General features: G+C 38.8%; 15 protein-coding genes. All 15 read right to left on the reverse strand.

The window, feature by feature from the left end:
- Nucleotides 1-4 precede the first annotated feature (4 nt).
- The 15 genes from MLOOGBEN_RS26155 to dxr all read right to left on the reverse strand — a co-directional run bounded on the left by MLOOGBEN_RS26155 (nucleotide 5) and on the right by dxr (nucleotide 18,736).
- Nucleotides 5-952, reverse strand: coding sequence for a polysaccharide deacetylase family protein (locus MLOOGBEN_RS26155; RefSeq protein ID WP_179161201.1), 948 nt, complete (start codon nucleotides 950-952; stop codon nucleotides 5-7).
- 237 nt (nucleotides 953-1,189) lie between these two features.
- Nucleotides 1,190-3,313 carry a polyribonucleotide nucleotidyltransferase gene (gene pnp, locus MLOOGBEN_RS26160; RefSeq protein WP_179161202.1) on the reverse strand — a complete coding sequence of 708 codons (2,124 nt, stop codon included), beginning with the start codon at nucleotides 3,311-3,313 and terminating at the stop codon, nucleotides 1,190-1,192.
- Nucleotides 3,314-3,542: 229 nt separating this feature from the next.
- Entirely contained in the window at nucleotides 3,543-3,812 is a 270-nt protein-coding gene (gene rpsO / locus MLOOGBEN_RS26165) for a 30S ribosomal protein S15 (protein ID WP_179161203.1), read from the reverse strand.
- Nucleotides 3,813-4,471: 659 nt separating this feature from the next.
- Complete coding sequence (gene ribF / locus MLOOGBEN_RS26170) at nucleotides 4,472-5,419, reverse strand: bifunctional riboflavin kinase/FAD synthetase (protein WP_179161204.1); 948 nt, start codon at nucleotides 5,417-5,419, stop codon at nucleotides 4,472-4,474.
- A 32-nt stretch (nucleotides 5,420-5,451) separates the two neighbouring features.
- Nucleotides 5,452-6,372, reverse strand: coding sequence for a tRNA pseudouridine(55) synthase TruB (gene truB / locus MLOOGBEN_RS26175; protein WP_179161205.1), 921 nt, complete (start codon nucleotides 6,370-6,372; stop codon nucleotides 5,452-5,454).
- A 60-nt stretch (nucleotides 6,373-6,432) separates the two neighbouring features.
- On the reverse strand, nucleotides 6,433-6,804 hold the full coding sequence (gene rbfA, locus MLOOGBEN_RS26180; RefSeq protein ID WP_179161206.1) for a 30S ribosome-binding factor RbfA: 372 nt from the start codon (nucleotides 6,802-6,804) through the stop codon (nucleotides 6,433-6,435).
- A 16-nt stretch (nucleotides 6,805-6,820) separates the two neighbouring features.
- Complete coding sequence (locus tag MLOOGBEN_RS26185; RefSeq protein WP_179161207.1) at nucleotides 6,821-7,102, reverse strand: DUF503 domain-containing protein; 282 nt, start codon at nucleotides 7,100-7,102, stop codon at nucleotides 6,821-6,823.
- Entirely contained in the window at nucleotides 7,099-9,372 is a 2,274-nt protein-coding gene (gene infB / locus MLOOGBEN_RS26190) for a translation initiation factor IF-2 (RefSeq protein WP_179161208.1), read from the reverse strand. The genes MLOOGBEN_RS26185 and infB overlap by 4 nt, the downstream gene beginning before the upstream one ends.
- Nucleotides 9,373-9,391: 19 nt before the next feature.
- Nucleotides 9,392-9,694, reverse strand: a complete 303-nt coding sequence (locus MLOOGBEN_RS26195) for a YlxQ family RNA-binding protein (RefSeq protein WP_095247649.1) — start codon at nucleotides 9,692-9,694, stop codon at nucleotides 9,392-9,394.
- A complete protein-coding gene (rnpM, locus tag MLOOGBEN_RS26200; protein ID WP_179161209.1) occupies nucleotides 9,691-9,975 on the reverse strand; it encodes an RNase P modulator RnpM in 285 nt (94 codons plus the stop codon). Before rnpM ends, MLOOGBEN_RS26195 begins: the two co-directional genes overlap by 4 nt.
- A 17-nt stretch (nucleotides 9,976-9,992) precedes the next feature.
- Entirely contained in the window at nucleotides 9,993-11,114 is a 1,122-nt protein-coding gene (gene nusA / locus MLOOGBEN_RS26205) for a transcription termination factor NusA (protein WP_179161210.1), read from the reverse strand.
- Between the two features lie 39 nt (nucleotides 11,115-11,153).
- Nucleotides 11,154-11,624 carry a ribosome maturation factor RimP gene (gene rimP / locus MLOOGBEN_RS26210; protein ID WP_179161211.1) on the reverse strand — a complete coding sequence of 157 codons (471 nt, stop codon included), beginning with the start codon at nucleotides 11,622-11,624 and terminating at the stop codon, nucleotides 11,154-11,156.
- A gap of 212 nt (nucleotides 11,625-11,836) precedes the next feature.
- The gene (locus MLOOGBEN_RS26215; protein ID WP_179161212.1) at nucleotides 11,837-16,159 is read right to left on the reverse strand and encodes a PolC-type DNA polymerase III; all 4,323 of its coding nucleotides are present in this window, start codon (nucleotides 16,157-16,159) and stop codon (nucleotides 11,837-11,839) included.
- A 157-nt stretch (nucleotides 16,160-16,316) separates the two neighbouring features.
- Entirely contained in the window at nucleotides 16,317-17,576 is a 1,260-nt protein-coding gene (gene rseP / locus MLOOGBEN_RS26220) for an RIP metalloprotease RseP (protein WP_179161213.1), read from the reverse strand.
- Between the two features lie 17 nt (nucleotides 17,577-17,593).
- Nucleotides 17,594-18,736: a 1-deoxy-D-xylulose-5-phosphate reductoisomerase gene (dxr, locus tag MLOOGBEN_RS26225; RefSeq protein WP_179161214.1), complete on the reverse strand. Its 1,143-nt coding sequence runs from the start codon at nucleotides 18,734-18,736 to the stop codon at nucleotides 17,594-17,596.
- Nucleotides 18,737-18,743: the final 7 nt, after the last annotated feature.

The following is an 18,743-nucleotide window of genomic DNA, read 5'->3' on the forward strand; positions in this document are numbered from 1 at the left end:
AAATTTATTTTATAATTCTTTCTTCACTCATTAAGTCACTCACCGTACCTATTTTTAAACCTTTTTCTTCAATAAGTGTTATTAGGGTGTCTAATGATTTTGCAGTAGATTCTGTTGGATGCATGAGTACCATTGATCCATTACTAATTTTAGAGGTCACTCGATTGATTAGTTGGTCTGGCGATGGCTTTTGCCAATCTATGGTATCTACTGTCCACATAACTGTTTTCATTTTGAGTTCGGCTGCGATTGTAACGGTTTCATCCCGGTAACTGCCGCTGGGCGGTGCAAACCAAATGCTTTTTTTACCCGTTGATGCTTCAATTACTTCATTTGTTTTGACCAATTGCTCCCTAGTCTGTGCTGCTGATATTCTTTTCATATCAGGATGTGTGTAGGAGTGATTCCCAACCTCATGACCAGCACTCACGATCATTTTTGCCAATTCAGGATTATTTTTCACCCATCTTCCCTCAAGGAAAAAACTTGCTTTCACTTGGTGCTTTTTAAGGGAAGCAAGCATTTCAGGCAAATATTCATTTCCCCAAGCTACATTAATTATGAAGCTGACCATTGGTTTATCAGGATGACCCCGATAAATGGGAGATGGAGTTAATTCGTTAAGATGTATGGTTGGTTCTGTTTGTTTATATACTAATTTTTTTTCATTGAACGTGCCTATTTTCTTCATATTTCTATATGAAGCTTCAACATCGACAGTTATTCCATTATAGCCTGGAATCGCTTTCCATACTCTATCAATTTTAGCATTGGAAGGCGGTATTTCATATGTAGAAGCATTTTTTACAATACTTTGATATAGAGGATCTTCTTGCTTTCCAACAGTTAGCGCGTTTCCCTTAAGTGCAGCAACATATGTATCTACAAGAGGATTGTTAACAGAAAACCAGGCAGCTAGAAATAAGAAAGCAATCATACTCAACTTCTTCATTTACCTTCCCCCTTCATATTGAATATATGAATAATGGGGACAAGGTAGAACTAAAAGCGGAGGCACCTTGTTCAGGGGTGACAGGCATAAGACGAGCCGGCATGAAGGTTGCTTTTTAACCTTCTTGACGGATTGGCTTATGACCCCGAGCCCCTAGGTGCCGGAGCTAGATAGAACTAACATGGAAAAAGTCAGGGTTCCCCCTGACCTTTCTATTTCACTTTTAACGAGTATGGCTTATTGTTGTTTCTCTGCTTCAGCCTTTTCACGTTGTTCCTTTAATATTGCTTTACGTGATAAGTTCACACGACCTTGTTTATCAATTTCTGTAACCTTCACTAAAAATTCGTCACCAATTTTAATGACATCCTCCACTTTTCCAACTCGCTCTTCAGCCAATTCGGATATATGGACAAGTCCATCTTTTCCGGCAAATATTTCTACAAACGCACCAAATTTTTCAATACGTTTGACTTTGCCAAGATACATTTCGCCAACTACAACCTCACGAACGATATCTTCAATAATCTTCTTTGCTTTTTGATTCATTTCCTGATTTGTAGAGGCAATAAATACTGTTCCATCTTGTTCGATATCAATCTTAACACCAGTTTCCTCAATAATTTTATTGATTTGCTTACCGCTCGGCCCAATAACATCACGGATTTTATCTGGGTTAATTTTCATTGTTAAGATTTTTGGTGCAAATTGAGAAAGCTCGGTTCTAGGCTCAGCAATAGTTGCCAGCATAGATTCTAATATATGCATTCTACCTTTTTTAGCCTGTTGCAATGCTTCTTCAAGGATTTCACGGGAAAGACCTTTAATCTTAATATCCATTTGAAGGGCAGTTACTCCCTTAGCCGTTCCTGCAACTTTAAAATCCATATCGCCAAGGTGGTCTTCCATACCTTGAATATCGGATAAAACAGTGTAATATTCACCTGAAGCTACAAGGCCCATTGCAATACCTGCAACTGGTGCTTTAATTGGAACACCTGCATCCATCATCGCTAATGTACTTGCACATATACTTGCTTGAGAAGTAGAACCATTTGATTCTAGAACTTCAGAAACAAGGCGAATCGTATATGGGAAGTCCTTTTCATTTGGTATTATTGGTTCTAATGCCCGCTCACCAAGAGCCCCGTGTCCTATTTCACGACGGCCTGGTCCCCGGATTGGTCCAGTTTCACCAACGCTAAATAAAGGGAAGTTGTAATGGTGCATAAAACGCTTTTCTTCTTCGATACCCAAACCATCTAGAATTTGAACATCACCCATTGCACCTAAAGTACAAATACTTAATGCCTGCGTTTGTCCACGTGTAAACAATCCTGAACCGTGAGTCCGTGGTAAAATACTGATTTGTGAAGATAATGGTCGTATTTCATCAATTTTTCTGCCATCAGGACGTACCTTTTCAACAGTAATTAAACGGCGGACTTCACCTTTAACAATCTTATCCAAAATTTGTTTTACTTGCTTCAGATCATCGTCTGTTGCCTCGTTCTCTTGGAACTTAGCCATAACTTGATTTTTAACTTCTTTAATGGCATCTTCACGTGCATGCTTTTCTTGAACCTGAATGGCAGTTACCATTTCAGCTTCGCACATTTCTCTAACTTCAGCTTCTAAATCTTTATCAAGTTCATAAAGAATAACTTCTCTTTTTTCCTTGCCAGCTTCAGCCATAATTTTTTCTTGGAATTCAATGAGACGTTTGATTTCTTCATGTCCATACATGATAGCTTCTAGCATTACTTCCTCAGAAACTTCATCTGCGCCAGCTTCAACCATGTTAATCGCATCTTTAGTACCTGCAACGGTTAAATGAATGTCACTTTTTTCAGCTTGTTCTACGGTTGGATTAATGACAAACTCTCCGCCAACTCTACCAACGATTACACCAGCAATTGGTCCCTCGAATGGAATGTCAGATGTACAAAGAGCTAAAGAAGATCCAAACATCGCTGCCATCTCTGACGAACAATCCTGATCCACACTCATGACAATACTAATAACTTGGACATCATTACGGAACCCATCAGCAAAAAGCGGACGAATTGGACGGTCAATTAAGCGACTTGCTAGAATAGCTTTTTCACTCGGACGGCCTTCCCGTTTAATAAAACCTCCAGGTATTTTCCCCACCGCATATAATCGTTCCTCATAGTTACATGTTAATGGAAAAAAGTCTAAGTTTTTTGGTTCTTTTGAAGCAGTAGCTGTACTTAAAACTGCCGTATCTCCATAACGGACCATCACGGCTCCATTTGCTTGTTTAGCTAGTTGTCCAATTTCAACGGTTAATTTGCGTCCAGCCCAATCCATGGAATACTCATGTTTCGTTTGTTCCATATCCTTACCCCTCTCTATCTAAATCACTTTAGAGGATAATGCGAAATAATATCGCTCTAATCATCTAATATAAAAAAAGCGTTTAACGCTTATGTTATCAATACAAATATACTAATAGTATGCACAATTTTTCCGCGACTTAAAATATGTATATAAGATTTTGTGTTGCTCTTATGATTTTTCTTTTTTTAACCTAACAAAAAAGCGGGAAAAATCCCGCTTCTTTTGATTATCGACGAAGTCCAAGCTTATTGATTAATACACGGTAACGTTGAACATCTTTATTACGTAGGTACGTTAAAAGATTACGACGCTTACCAACCATTTTCAACAGACCGCGACGTGAGTGGTGGTCCTTCTTATGAGTACGTAAGTGCTCATTCAAATTGTTGATTGATTCAGTAAGGACAGCGATTTGAACCTCTGCAGATCCAGTATCGGCTTCATGAGTTTTATACTCATTGATAAGTTCGTTTTTACGCTCTTGAGTGATTGCCATCCTATTCACCTCCTAAATTTACTATCCCCTGTTACTGAGCAAGCGTCGGTGACTCGACTTGCCAAGCAAAGGTTATTTTTAGTACGTTAATAAGAATACAACGTTTCACGTCAAAATGCAAGTTATAACCTAAGAAAAGGCTATTATTCGCAATTATTCGGTAAGTGTTTGTCGATTTTAATAGGCCGTGTTAAACAAGGTCTGTTGCTTTCCACTCCAGGCACTTCGCTTTCCGCGGGCGGTCCGGGAAGCCTCCTCGGCGCTTTCAGCGCCTGCGGGGTCTCCCCTGCCCCGTCCTCCCGCAGGAGTCTCGTGCCTTCCGCTCCAATCAACAGAGTGCCAAAATTAACATACTGCTTTAACACAGCCTTAACTCATATCCCTTTGTATACATCAAACCTGTTTGAAAGCAATCCTAATTGAGGCTCATCGTTTTGTAACTAATAACCTCTATTAGTTACCGCTTCTACAATTTTTTCTCGAATCCGGTCACTAACAGCATCTTTTAGTTACCACTTCCGCGATTTTCCATCGATTCCGGTCACTTATAGCCTCTATTAGTTACCATTTCCGCAACTTTTCATCGATTCCGGTCACTAATAACCTCTATTAGTTACCACTTCCGTAATTTTTCATCGATTCCGGTCACTTATAGCCTCTTACGAAAAGAGCCTATTGAAATACTCAATAGCATTCTGTTTGTCTTTTTCGATTTGGGAGACTAGTTCTTCGATTCCGGAGAATTTTTGTTCTTTTCGCAGGTATTGATGCCATTCGACCGTTACTTGTTCACCATAAATATCTTTGTTAAAGTCAAACACATGGACTTCAACTGACACCTTTAAAGCTTCCTTATTAAAGGTTGGTTTATAGCCTACATTGCATACACCTTCGTACCAGTCTTCACCTATCTTGATTTTCACAGCGTAAACACCAAGCGGGGGTAAAATATATTCATCCTTTGTTTCAACATTTGCGGTTGGGAATCCAATCGTTCTGCCTCTTTTATCTCCATGGACAACTATACCTGCTGTCAGATAAAATCTTCCAAGTAATTCTGGCAGCTCTGCTGTTCTTCCATCTTTTATATATTGACGAATTCGCGTTGAACTAACCTTTTCATTTCCACTGGTGAATTTTTCAACAATAGTGAAAGTAAACTCTTCTCTTGAATGGAAAGGCAGTACCTCCATGGTGCCCTTTCCCATCCGACCGTATGAGAAATCAAATCCTGCAACCACATGCTTTACATTTAAATCAATCACATACTGATCGATAAATTCTTGTGGCAGCAGGTTAGCAAATTCGGTTGTAAAATGGACAATGAAAAGATAATCAATGCCTAATTCCTCAATGATTTTTATTTTCTCAGCTAAGGGGGTTATGTATTGAACATGCTTGTCATTTTTCCCTAAGACCACCGATGGGTGAGGGTCAAAGGTCATAACTGCAGAGTTTAGTCCTTTTTGATGTGCTTGTTTTTTCGCCTCAAGAATTACCTTTTGATGACCAAGATGAACACCGTCAAAATAACCAAGTGCCATGGATAAAGGAGGTATCTCAGTTTTATCTATATTAAATGGGAATTTTAGCTTTATTACTTCCAATTGAAACTCACCTTTTCTTAACAGTAACCTTTTTAACCCTGATCATTACGCAAAACTTTAACTGGTTTTAAGAGCCCTGGCTTGTTCGGATGTTCCGAATAAATGGCAAGAGCATTCCCCTCTTCCGTTTGAGCGATAATAGGTCCGTTACTATTTATTAAATAATCTGGTATTGGTAAAAGTGCACCATTTTTCACTTTCTCTGCTACTTTATCATTTATTATGTATTTCGGCAAATGAGAAAGTGCCATTTCTAAAGGTCTTAAACAGGTTGAAATAGTACTCGTTTCCATTAACTTTTCTATTTGTTCAAACGTCAGGCAATCATCAATTGTAAATGCTGCTGATTGGACTCTAATTAAATTTGACATATGTGCCGGATATCCAAGACTTTCGCCAATCATTACGGCTAATGTCCTAATATAAGTTCCCTTACTGCAGCTTACTCTAAATCGAAAAGAAATGGTTTCCCCTGAAAACTCTTCTCTCTCATCAAGCAGCTCTATTGAATAAATGGTCACCTTTCTTGTAGGACGTTCCACTTCAATTCCTTTGCGAGCATATTCGTAAAGCCTTGTTCCATTCACTTTTACTGCAGAATACATTGGAGGCGTTTGCTCGATTTCACCAGTAAATGATTCAAGAACCTTAAGAATATCTTTCCTGCTGAAGGTATTAACAACCTTTTTCTCCTCAACCTTTTCTCCGGAAGCATCTTCGGTTGTAGTGGAATAACCAAGGGTTACTTCGCCTTCATAGCTCTTTCCGGCGTCAGTTATGTATTCTGCTACTTTAGTTGCTTTCCCTATACAGATAGGAAGCACTCCTGTTACATCTGGGTCAAGCGTTCCTGTATGACCTACTTTTTTTGTTTTTAATATTTTTCTTAATCTAAATACACAATCATGCGACGTTAGCCCAGCCGGTTTAAATAAAGGTATGATTCCTTCCACCCTTGGTCACTCCAATTCTATTTTGTTTCGAAAAAAAAGGATAGACATTTGTCTATCCATTTATTCTTCTTCATTTTTTTCCATGCTTCTTTCTTCATGGTGCAATTGGTGAATAAGAGAGTTAATTCGATTTCCGTAATCCATTGACTCATCCCATTCAAAAAGGATTTCAGGTGTTTTGCGCAAGCGAATACGATGTCCAATTTCGGTTCGAATAAATCCTTTCGCCTTTGCAAGACCTTTTAGTGTGTTTTCCTTTTGTTCCTCATCGCCCAAAACAGAAATATATACTTTTGCTTGTTGTAGATCTCCTGTTACTTGAACATCAGTAACCGTCACAAATCCGATCCGGGGATCTTTAATTTTTCGACCGATGATGTCACTTAGTTCTTTCTTCATTTGTTCTCCAACACGATTTGCTCTGTGGCTCATTACTTCACCTCTTAATTTAAAGCCATTCTATATCGGTGATTGTTCTTTCTATTTCAGGGAAAGAATCAATTAATTTAAGTGCATTTTGCAGCTCTAGTTCAGTCATTACCCGGTTGGATGTTACTGCAGCAATTGCTATTTTTGTTCTCTGCCACATATCCTGATAATCAACCTCTGAGACAGACACGTTAAATTTTTGTTTTAACCTTGTGAGAATACGCTGCAGTACAGCACGTTTCTCTTTTAGAGAATGAGCATCGTAGATGATACATTCACAAAGTGCTAAACCTACAATCATTTACGTTCAATTTCTTCCATTACGTATGCTTCAATAATATCTCCTTCTTTAACATCATTGAAGTTTTTAATGGTAATACCACATTCATAACCTTGTGCGACTTCTTTGGCATCATCTTTAAAACGTTTTAATGCATCGATATTTCCTTCAAAAATGACAACACCATTACGAATTAAACGAATTCCGCTATCACGAGTAATTTTCCCGTCTGTCACATAAGAACCTGCAATGGTTCCAACCTTTGAAACTTTAAAGGTTTGACGAATTTCTGCTTGACCAATTACTTTTTCTTTAAATTCAGGGTCAAGCATACCTTTCATAGCAGCTTCAATTTCTTCAATGACCTTGTAAATAATGCTGTGAAGTCGAACATCGACCTTTTCTTGCTCAGCTGCGCGCTTTGCATTTACATCAGGACGAACGTTAAAGCCAATCACAATCGCATTTGAAGCAGAGGCAAGGGTAATATCTGATTCATTAATGGCACCAGCACCACTATGAATAATTCTGATATTAACACCTTCAACGTCAATTTTTTGCAGTGAAGCGGCCACAGCTTCAGCCGAACCTTGAACGTCAGCTTTTAGGATGATATTTAAATCCTTCATCTCACCCTGCTTTAACTGTTCAAATAAATTATCTAGGCTGACAATTGATTTCTCACCACGCTGTGCTGCCAATGCTTGCTGTGCACGTGCTTCACCGACTTGACGAGCTGTTTTCTCATCGTCAAATACAACGAAACGGTCACCAGCTTGTGGAACATCACTTAACCCTGTGATTTCTACAGGTGTTGACGGTCCAGCCTCTTTCACACGGCGTCCTAGGTCATTTACCATTGCACGAACACGACCATATGTGTTTCCTACAACAATAGGGTCACCTATTTTTAGTGTACCATTCTGAACGAGCAAGGTAGCCACTGATCCACGGCCTTTATCTAATTGTGCTTCAATTACTGTTCCAACTGCTTTACGATTAGGGTTTGCTTTCCATTCTTCTACTTCACCAACAAGAAGAATCATTTCCAACAAATTATCGATTCCTTCTCCTGTTTTCGCGGATAGTGGAACAAAGATTGTATCTCCGCCCCAAGCTTCTGAAACTAAACCATGCTCGGTAAGCTCCTGCATAACACGATCGGCGTTAGCAGCTTCTTTATCCATTTTATTAACCGCAACGATAATTGGAACCTCGGCAGCCTTTGCATGGTTAATAGCTTCAACTGTTTGTGGCATTACACCATCATCAGCTGCTACCACAAGGATGGTGATATCCGTGATTTTCGCACCACGTGCACGCATCGTTGTAAAGGCAGCATGTCCCGGTGTATCAAGGAATGTTATCTTTTTACCATTTTCAACAACCTGGTAAGCACCTATATGCTGAGTAATTCCCCCTGCTTCACCTTCTGTTACCTTTGTATGACGAATAGAATCAAGCAAAGTGGTTTTACCATGGTCAACGTGACCCATAATCGTAACTACAGATGGTCTTTCTACAAGGTTTTCAGAATCATCTTCTGTAAAATAAACTTCAAGGTCTGTTGTATCGATTTTAATTTCCTCTTCAACCTCAACCCCGTATTCGCTCGCAATTAATTCAATCGCATCTTTATCTAATACCTGATTAATGGTCGCCATAACTCCCAGTAAAAACAGCTTCTTGATAATTTCAGAAGGTTCACGGTAGATTTTTTTAGCCAGTTCTCCAACAGTCAATGAATCGCTAAAAGTAATTTTAGCCGGAAGCTCTTTCACTTTCCTTACTTGTTGCTGTGTCTGTTGAACCGGTGTATGGTTCTTTTTCCGGTTGTTATTATTATTGCGATTTTGGTTATTATTATTAAAAGGTTTTTTATTCCCTTTTCCAGCGCTGAAAACTTTATTTTCCTTAGATTGGAATTGTTGATTTTGCTTTTTAGTGTCAGCCGTTTTTGGTGGAGAGGCCACTTTCACCTTGCTTGGTGTAGTAGTTTTTGCGTCGTCATCCTCAAAAGCTTTTGGACTTGTTTTACTTTGCACTTGTGGTTTAACTCCCTGCTGCTGTGGATTCTGATTCTGGCGATTTTGTTGTTGTGGTCTAGCTTGCTTTTGCCCAGGATTGCTTTGGTTTTTATTATAAGTTGCGTCTAGCTTTACAACTGCAGCATCCTCAATTGTTGCCATATGATTTGAAACTTCTATGTTCATTTCTTTCAATTTAGTGATTACATCTTTACTAGAAATATTGTGTTTCTTTGCATACTCATAAACACGTATTTTACTCATATTTTCACCCCCGCTAGAATTAATCGAGCAACGTCATCAGTTTTTTCGCAAATCCATTATCCAGTACAGCTACAACTACGCGGGCTTCTTTGCCAATCGCTTGGCCTAGAAGGTGGCGATCTTCCACTAGTTTATAGGGAACTTCGTATGACTTACATTTATCTGTAATTTTTTTTGTCGTATTTGCAGATGCATCTGCCGATAATAAAACGAGTTTTGCTTTTCCGCTTCGTATCTCCTTAACAGAAAGCTCCTCACCCGAAATGATTTTCCGTGCTCGATTGGCTAAGCCAAGTAACGACATCCATTGATTTGTATTCATATAGACTGCCTGTTTTCCTTTTCTATCAATTCCAATAGTTCTTCATATAATGATTCTTCGATAGTAACCTGTAAATGATTAGATAAGGTATTTTTCTTCTTGGCTAGTAGGACTGCTTCTTTGTCCTTAGAAAGATATGCACCTCTGCCCGACTTTTTCCCAGTTAAGTCGATAGATACTTCTCCTTCTTTAGAGCGAACGATGCGAACGAGTTCTTTTTTCGGCTTCATTTCACCGGTTGCGACACACTTACGCATAGGAACTTTTTTACGATTGTTCACGATCATTCACCTCACTATTATTCCTTTTCTTCTTCTTCGTTAAAGTCAACATCAACCTGATCATCAAAAAGTCGAATCATTTCTTCACGTGGATAGATTCCTAGTTCACGTGCTTCTGTTTCAGATTTGATATCTATTTTCCAACCTGTTAATTTTGCTGCAAGGCGGGCATTTTGACCGCGTTTTCCAATAGCTAGAGAAAGCTGATAATCTGGAACAACAACCGTTGTCGCTTTTTCAGATTCATTTACCATAACATCTAAAACCTTAGATGGGCTTAAGGAATTTGCAACAAAAATCACAGGATTATCGGACCATTTAACAATATCAATTTTTTCACCTTTTAATTCATTTACAACGGCCTGTACCCTTGTACCTTTTGGACCTACACATGATCCAACCGGGTCTACCTCATTGTTATCTGAATGGACAGATATTTTTGAACGGTCACCTGCTTCACGGGCAACTGATTTTATCTCAACCGTACCATCATAAATTTCTGGTACTTCGATTTCAAATAATCTTTTTAGCAATCCAGGATGGGTACGAGAAACAAATATCTGTGGTCCTTTGGTTGTCTTCTCTACCTTTGTAATAAATACCTTTATACGGTCATGAGGCTTGTAACGCTCATTTGGCATTTGTTCATTTACTGGCAGCAGAGCTTCAATTTTTCCAAGGCTGACATAAATAAATTTCGAGTCAAGTCTTTGAACAATTCCTGTCATGATATCTTCTTCACGATCAATAAACTCGGAATAAATGATACCTCTTTCTGCTTCCCTAACTCTTTGTGTCACGACTTGCTTGGCCGTTTGGGCAGCAATTCTGCCGAAGTCCTTAGGTGTTACTTCCATTTCAACTACATCTTCAACAACATAGTTTGGATTTATGTTTCTTGCATCTGCTATGGATATTTCAAGTCGAGGATCAAAAACCTCATCCACTACTTCTTTCCTTGCAAATACTCTCATTGAGCCAGATTGCAAATTTAAATCAATCCGAACATTTTGGGCTTGGTTGAAATTACGTCGATATGCCGATACAAGTGCAGCTTCAATCGCGTCAATTAAAACATCTCTAGAAATGCCCTTTTCTCTTTCTAATATCGTAAGAGCATCTAATAATTCGCTGCTCATTTGATTTTATCCCCCTATCCATTATATATTTATCTTTCACTATGAAAAAATAACTGCTAGTCTTGCACTAGCCACTTTTTCAACCGGAATTTCAATTACCTTTTTACGGGTTTTGATTTTCATCTCTACTTTTACTGTCTGCCCGTCATACTCAAGTAATTTCCCTTCAAAACCTTTTTCACCGTCAATCGGCTCGTATGTTTTTATGAACACATTTTTACCAATTGCCTTTTCAAAATCTTTTGCTTTTTTAAGCGGTCGCTCTGCACCTGGAGAAGATACCTCAAGAAAATAATTTTGGGTTATCGGGTCAAGCTCATCGAGTTTTTCACTAAGCCGTTCACTGACAATGCCACAGTCCTCTATATCAACACCGTTTTCTTTATCAATATATACGCGCAGAAACCAGTTTTTCCCTTCTTTTACAAACTCGATTTCCACCAATTCTAATCCTAGCTCCAGGATAATTGGCTGCGTTAGCTCTTCTACTACTTCCGTTACTTTGCTCATGTTTAACCTCCTTTACCGACATTCTCACCCATATTATTGGTAATTCACGGAAAGTTTTATTAATTACTCTACAAAAAACCTTTATACAAAAACGAAAGAGCGGGTTTCCCCACTCTTGAACACGAGAGTATTTCTTAGTATTTCCAATAAAACTATACCATAACCAAATTTTATATGCAAACAGCAACGCATTCTATATAGGTTTTCACTATCTAGAATAGCGATAGCTGATTTTGTTCTGGTAATGATCCTAAGCAGCCTTGTTTGTCTAAATATTCTAGTATAGTTTTTGACACTTTACCACGTTGCTGCAAATCTTCTTTAGAAAGAAATTCGCCATCTTGTCTTGCCTTTACAATATTATAAGCCGCATTTGTTCCAAGACCTGGTATGGAGTTAAAAGGAGGTATCAATGTATTTCCTTCAATGATGAATTCAGACGCATCCGATTTATATAAATCGTAATTTTGGAAAGAATAACCCCTTTCAACCATTTCAAGTGCTAGTTCGAGAACTGTTAGTAAGTTCTTTTCCTTGTTTGACGCCTCAAGTCCCTTTGCATTAATTTCTTCAATTATTGCCCGAATAGATTCAGAACCACGGGACATTGCTCCAATATCAAAGTCTTCGGCACGAACTGTAAAATAGGCTGCATAGTATATCAATGGAAGATGTACCTTGAAATAAGCAATTCTAACTGCCATTAACACGTACGCGGCTGCGTGAGCCTTTGGAAACATATATTTAATCTTTTTACAAGAATCAATATACCATTCAGGCACTTCATTTTTACGCATTTCTGCTTCCATTTCGTCATTGAGGCCTTTCCCTTTACGAACAGATTCCATTATTTTAAAGGCAAAAGATGGATCTAGTCCTTGGTAAATCAGATAGACCATAATATCATCCCGACATCCAATAACTTCACTTAGGTTACAGGTTCGGTTATGAATTAATTCTTGTGCATTTCCCAGCCATACATCTGTTCCATGTGATAAACCTGAAATTTGAACTAATTCAGAAAAAGTCGTAGGTTTTGTGTCCTCTAGCATTTGACGGACAAAGCGTGTACCGAATTCTGGTATCCCAAGGGTACCAGTTTTACACATAATTTGCTGTTCAGTAACACCTAATGATTCGGTGCCGCTAAAAATTTTCATTACTTCTGGATCATCCGTAGGAATGGTTTTTGGATCCATCCCACTTAGGTCTTGAAGCATTCTGATGACAGTCGGATCGTCGTGACCAAGTATATCTAGCTTTAAGACATTATCATGTATAGAATGGAAATCAAAATGAGTCGTCTTCCATTCCGAATTTCTATCATCAGCAGGAAATTGAATCGGTGAAAAGTCATAGACATCCATATAATCAGGGATAACAATGATTCCGCCAGGATGCTGACCTGTCGTTCTCTTAACACCGGTACAGCCCGTGGCAAGTCTTTCAATTTCTGCTTGACGTAATTGTAAATTATTGTCCTGTTGATAGGCTTTAACATAGCCGAATGCCGTTTTATCTGCAACAGTACCGATCGTACCCGCACGAAAAACATTATCTTCTCCGAAAAGAACCTTTGTGTAGTTATGTGCCCGCGGCTGATACTCTCCGGAAAAATTCAAATCAATGTCGGGAACTTTGTCCCCTTTGAAGCCCAGGAAGGTTTCAAAGGGAATATCGTGTCCGTCTTTTTTGTACTTTCCGCCACATTGCGGGCAGTCTTTATCAGGTAAATCAAAACCAGATCCAACCGAACCATCATTGAAGAATTCTGAATGTTTACATGTTGGGCAAACGTAATGAGGCGGTAAAGGATTTACCTCGGTAATCTCTGTCATAGTGGCAACTAAGGAAGAACCTACTGAACCACGCGAACCAACAAGGTACCCATCATCTAATGATTTTTTAACAAGCTTATGGGAGATTAAGTAGATTACTGCAAATCCATGACCAATAATACTCTTCAATTCTTTTTCAAGGCGTGCCTCAACGATTTCCGGAAGTTGTTCTCCGTATATCTTCTTTGCCATTGAATAACTCATTTCTCGCATTTCTTCATCGGCGCCTTCAATTTTTGGAGTGTATAAGTCATCTTTAATCGGCTTAATGACATCAATCATATCTGCTATTTTGTTCGTATTGTCTATAACAATTTCTTTCGCTTTTTCTCCCCCAAGGAATGAAAACGCTGCAAGCATTTCATTTGTTGTCCTGAAATGGACATCAGGGAGTTTGTGGCGATTTAGCGGGTTCGCTCCACCTTGGGAGTTAACTAAGATTTTACGATAAATCTTATCGTTCTCATTTAAATAATGGACATTACCCGTTGCAACAACAGGAATCCCTAATTTATCGCCAAGCTTTACAATATTACCAATAATATCTTCTAGTGCCTTTTCATCACGAACGAGTTCCATCTCAAGCAATGGAGCATTGACTTCCTTCGGCATTACCTCAAGGTAATCATAGAATTGCGCAAAAGCTTCCACCTCATCTGGAGATTTTTGCATCATCCCCTCGAATACCTCACCTTTATTACAGCCGGAGCCAACAAGAATTCCTTCTCTGTATTTTTGAAGAATGGACCTTGGCAGCCTTGGTACCCTATAGAAGTATTCAATATGAGCAATGGATACAAGTTTAAATAAATTCTTCAAACCCGCTTCCGTTTGTGCGAGTATAGTACAATGATAAGGACGTGCCCGCTGATATGCATTTCCTTTTCCCATGTTATCGTTAAATTGATCATGGTACTCTATTCCTTTTTCAGAAGCATCCTTTAGCATTTTTAACAGTAAATATCCAGTCGCCTCTGCGTCATATATGGCTCTATGGTGCTGGGTTAATTCGATATCAAATTTCTTCGTTAATGTGTTTAAACGGTGATTTTTCATTTCGGGGTAAAGGAATCTACCTAGTTCAAGCGTATCAATAACTGGATTTTTTGCCTTTTCAAGGCCAATGTTTTTATACCCTACATTTAGAAAGCCCATATCGAAGGATGCATTGTGTGCAACCAGGACACCGTCTCCTGCCCAATCATAAAACCTTTGGATTACCTCTCCAACTTCTGGAGCATTTTGTACCAAATCGTCTGTAATCCCTGTTAAATTGATGGTTGTTGCTGATAGTCGATGATGCGGGTTAGCAAATGATTCAAACCGGTCAATAATTTCCCCATCTCGTATTTTTACTGCCGCTAGTTCAATAATCGTGTCATATACGGCTGAAAGACCTGTCGTTTCAACGTCGAATACAACAAAGGTGTCTTCTGCCAATAAACGATGGGCGTCATTATAGGTGATCGGAACACCATCATCCACAAGATTCACTTCAACACCATAAAGGATTTTAATATCATTTTTCTTTCCAGCGCTGTACGCCTCTGGAAAGGATTGAGCAACAGCATGGTCCGTAACCGCAATCGCTTTATGGCCCCATTTCTTTGCTTGAGCAATGAGCGCTCCTACAGGAGTGACAGCATCCATTGAACTCATTGGCGTGTGTAGGTGGAGTTCTACTCGTTTTTGATTTTCAGGCGCCGTATCCTTACGGCCAGCAGGCTTAATTTCATTTATATCATTTCCAATCATGACTAAATCACGTACAAATGTATCATTTTGGATACTGCCTCTAACTCTTACCCACATTCCTTTTTTGATGAGCTGGTAAAGGGCTGCATCTTCTTTGTCGCGAGAGAACATCTTAACCATAAGTGAGCTGGTGTAATCGGTAATCTTAAACGTTAAAAGCGTACGGCCACTTCTTAGCTCCCTTGTCTCCGCATCAAAAATAAACCCTTCAACAGTGACTCTGCGTTCTTCATCTACAATCTCAATCATACTTCTTAGGTCTTGATCATCCTTTATGGTTAGCCCGATTGTGATAGGCCCTTCTGGAGCAGCTCCACCAGCATCTTTCTCAGATTCTTTCTTTTGTAAATCAGCTAAGGCCATCAGTCCGCGTTCTTGATCTTCTTTTTGTTTCGCTAATAAGAATTGTTGATATTCGTCATTCTTTTCTCCGCTCTGAATATCAGTTTCAACACTTAAGCTTGGAAATCCATATGATTGATAAAGACTAGTAATCAGCCCTCCATATTTCCTTTTTAAGGCCATTCCTTCTGTCTCATTACGTACTGATACCGTCAGCTTATTCCCGCTAAGTTCCGGCATCTGTTCATTTAGTAATTTTAACATTGGCGGTGAGATGCCATCGATTTGCTGAATACTGTAATTCCAATACTCCAGAAGCAATTCAGGTTGGAAGCTTGGATTTTCGACTTTTAATTCATAGGAAATCTTTGCGATACTAGAAAACTTTCTTTCAAGCTGCGTAGTAAAACGAAGATATAAACTAAAAGGAAGAATTTTTTCTAGTAAAAATTGAAAATGCCATTTACGTGTCTTTTTTTCTACAATAAATCTTTCAATTTGTGCATTTTGAAATTGTGCTACTACAGCGTCCTCTTTTAATTCTAGTTGCTGGAGCAAGAGTAAGAATCGCTCTTTTTTGCCAGAGGCATGTTCGCTCATCATTCCCTCTCCCATCTATATAAAATCTTTCTAATCATCTCAGTTTCAAAAGCTAATTATAACATATTTTACTTTCTTATTCGGGTTTATTCGACAGAAAACTATATCCAAAACAGTAAAAAAAAAGGGTTCATAAACTGAACCCTTTTTAATGGATTTACAAGAAAAATCTTTGGATATCATTCCAAGTAACAACCAGCATAAGGAGCATTAAGAGAGCAAATCCAATAAAGTGGACCATTCCTTCCTTATGTCGATCTATTGGCTTTCCTCTTACAGCTTCAACTGCAAAGAACATTAGCCTTCCGCCATCAAGTGCTGGTATTGGCAGGAGATTCATGATTCCCAGGTTAATACTTAAAATAGCTGCCCACTTCATCACATAGTAAATTCCTGATTGAACTACTGTATCAGTGGAAGCATATATTCCAACAGGTCCAGAAAGCATGTCAATTGAGAACTGACCCGTAACTAGCTGTCCAAGCATGACAAAAATTTGTTTTGTCCAAAAATATGTTTCAGTAAAACCAGCAGTAATGGCTTTTAATGGAGATTTTTCTATTGGACTGTATACGCCAATTAGACCTATCTTTTCTCCTTCAACACTCTGCTCTTTCGGAGTTACAGTGATTTCCTGATCTTTACCATCACGGCTTATAGAGAAATCAAGTTTTTCATTAGGATTTTCTCTGATAATTTCTACGACATCAGACCAACTGGAGATTTCAGCGCCATTAATACTTTGAACAATATCTCCTTCTAATAATCCAGCTGCATTTGCAGCACCATCAGGCGTAATGACACCTAATTTAGGCTCGTTAGTAGGAACACCTTGTAAAAAGGCAATAATAATGAACAAAAAGAATGCCAAGACGAAATTCATCATCGGACCAGCAAAAATGGCCATGGTTCTCTGAGGCAGCGTTTTTGAAGCAAATTGACGATCATAAGGGGCCAATTGTGTTTCTATCCCATTTTCTACCGTAACAGCTGTCGGACTTATAGGAAAGGTTTGCAAGCTTTCTTCCTCGTCCTCTGGATATCCCTTAATGAACAGCTTATGTTCAATATCAGCATACTCCACTTCCACAATTCGACAATCAGGATACTTTTCTTTATTGTTCAAAATAATTTTATTTACGTTATTATCATTGTCAAACAAGAGCCCAATCCTATAACCAGGTTTTAGTTCAACACCCTCTGGATCTTCACCAGCCATCCGAACAAACCCGCCAATTGGCAGTAACCTAATTGTATACGTAGTTTCCCCTTTTTTATGAGTGAAAACCTTTGGACCAAAGCCGATTGCAAATTCGCGGCACAAAATGCCAGCTCGTTTCGCAAAAACCAAATGGCCTAATTCATGGAAAAATACTAAAGCACCAAAGATAACGATAAAGGCAATAACTGTAGTCAAACTAAAAACCACCTTTTTTATAGAAGTGAATTTACATATTGTCTTGTTTCTTTGTCCACCTCTTGAATAATGGATAAGTCAGGATTTTTTATTAATTCGTGCTTGTTTAATGCCTTCTCAATCATATCCTCAATTTGTAAGAAACTAATCTTTTCATTTAAAAAAGCAGCTACAGCAACTTCATTTGCTGCATTCAAAACTGTAGGCATTGTTCCGCCTTGTTTGCCAGCCTCGTAGGCAAATTGCATACAGCGAAAACGATTTACGTCCATTTCCTGGAAATGCAATAGACCAATTTTAGCTAAATCCAGCCTTTGAGAAGTAGGTAGAGGCAGCCGGTCTGGATAGGAGAGTGCAAATTGAATCGGTACTCTCATATCTGGTGTTCCAAGCTGGGCTATTATGCTGCTGTCATGAAATTCTACCATAGAATGAATAATGCTTTCTTTATGAAGCAGCACATCAATTTTTTCATATGGCATGTTGTACAACCAATGAGCCTCAATCACCTCAAGCCCTTTATTCATCATCGTTGCAGAATCTATTGTTATTTTTGCCCCCATTGACCAATTGGGATGGTTTAATGCTTCTCTGACCGTAACTCCTTCCAATTCTTTACGTGTACGGTCACGGAAGCTCCCACCAGAAGCCGTCAATATCAATTTTTCTACATTCTTTTCCTTTTCACCCTGTAAGCACTGAAAAATTGCAGAATGTTCACTATCCACCGGAAGTAATGCCACGCCATTTTTCTCCGCAGCCTCCATAACAAGATGACCAGCCGTAACAAGTGTCTCTTTGTTGGCAATCGCAATGGTTTTACCCGCCTCTATTGCATGTAAGGTAGGGTTTAAACCAACACTTCCAATTACAGCATTCACTAGGATATCAGCTGAAGGATATACTGCAGCTTCTATGAGACCCTCTTCACCAAAGGTGAACTTAGTAATAGGAAATTCTGCTTTTAATGTATTACAGTCTTGGTACTCTTGTACAGAAACTAGCTCTGGCTGAAATTCATGAATCATTTTTCTTGCTAAATCTAAATTTTTCCCTATCGAGATGGCAACTAATTTAAATTCAGATGGATGTTCACGAAGTATATCTAAAGTTTGAGTGCCTATCGAGCCTGTAGCACCCAAAATGCAAATCTTTTTCAAAGAAAAT

This window comes from Bacillus sp. EB106-08-02-XG196, assembly GCF_013396335.1.
Classification (GTDB): Bacteria; Bacillota; Bacilli; order Bacillales; family Cytobacillaceae; genus Neobacillus.

Bases quoted from the DNA above. Each gene is read 5' to 3' on its own strand.
- MLOOGBEN_RS26155 (WP_179161201.1), bottom strand. From the start codon at position 952: ATGAAGAAGTTGAGTATGATTGCTTTCTTATTTCTAGCTGCCTGGTTT.
- pnp (WP_179161202.1), bottom strand. From the start codon at position 3,313: ATGGAACAAACGAAACATGAGTATTCCATGGATTGGGCTGGACGCAAA.
- rpsO (WP_179161203.1), bottom strand. From the start codon at position 3,812: ATGGCAATCACTCAAGAGCGTAAAAACGAACTTATCAATGAGTATAAA.
- rbfA (WP_179161206.1), bottom strand. From the start codon at position 6,804: ATGAGCCACAGAGCAAATCGTGTTGGAGAACAAATGAAGAAAGAACTA.
- MLOOGBEN_RS26185 (WP_179161207.1), bottom strand. From the start codon at position 7,102: ATGATTGTAGGTTTAGCACTTTGTGAATGTATCATCTACGATGCTCAT.
- infB (WP_179161208.1), bottom strand. From the start codon at position 9,372: ATGAGTAAAATACGTGTTTATGAGTATGCAAAGAAACACAATATTTCT.
- MLOOGBEN_RS26195 (WP_095247649.1), bottom strand. From the start codon at position 9,694: ATGAATACAAATCAATGGATGTCGTTACTTGGCTTAGCCAATCGAGCA.
- nusA (WP_179161210.1), bottom strand. From the start codon at position 11,114: ATGAGCAGCGAATTATTAGATGCTCTTACGATATTAGAAAGAGAAAAG.
- rimP (WP_179161211.1), bottom strand. From the start codon at position 11,624: ATGAGCAAAGTAACGGAAGTAGTAGAAGAGCTAACGCAGCCAATTATC.
- MLOOGBEN_RS26215 (WP_179161212.1), bottom strand. From the start codon at position 16,159: ATGAGCGAACATGCCTCTGGCAAAAAAGAGCGATTCTTACTCTTGCTC.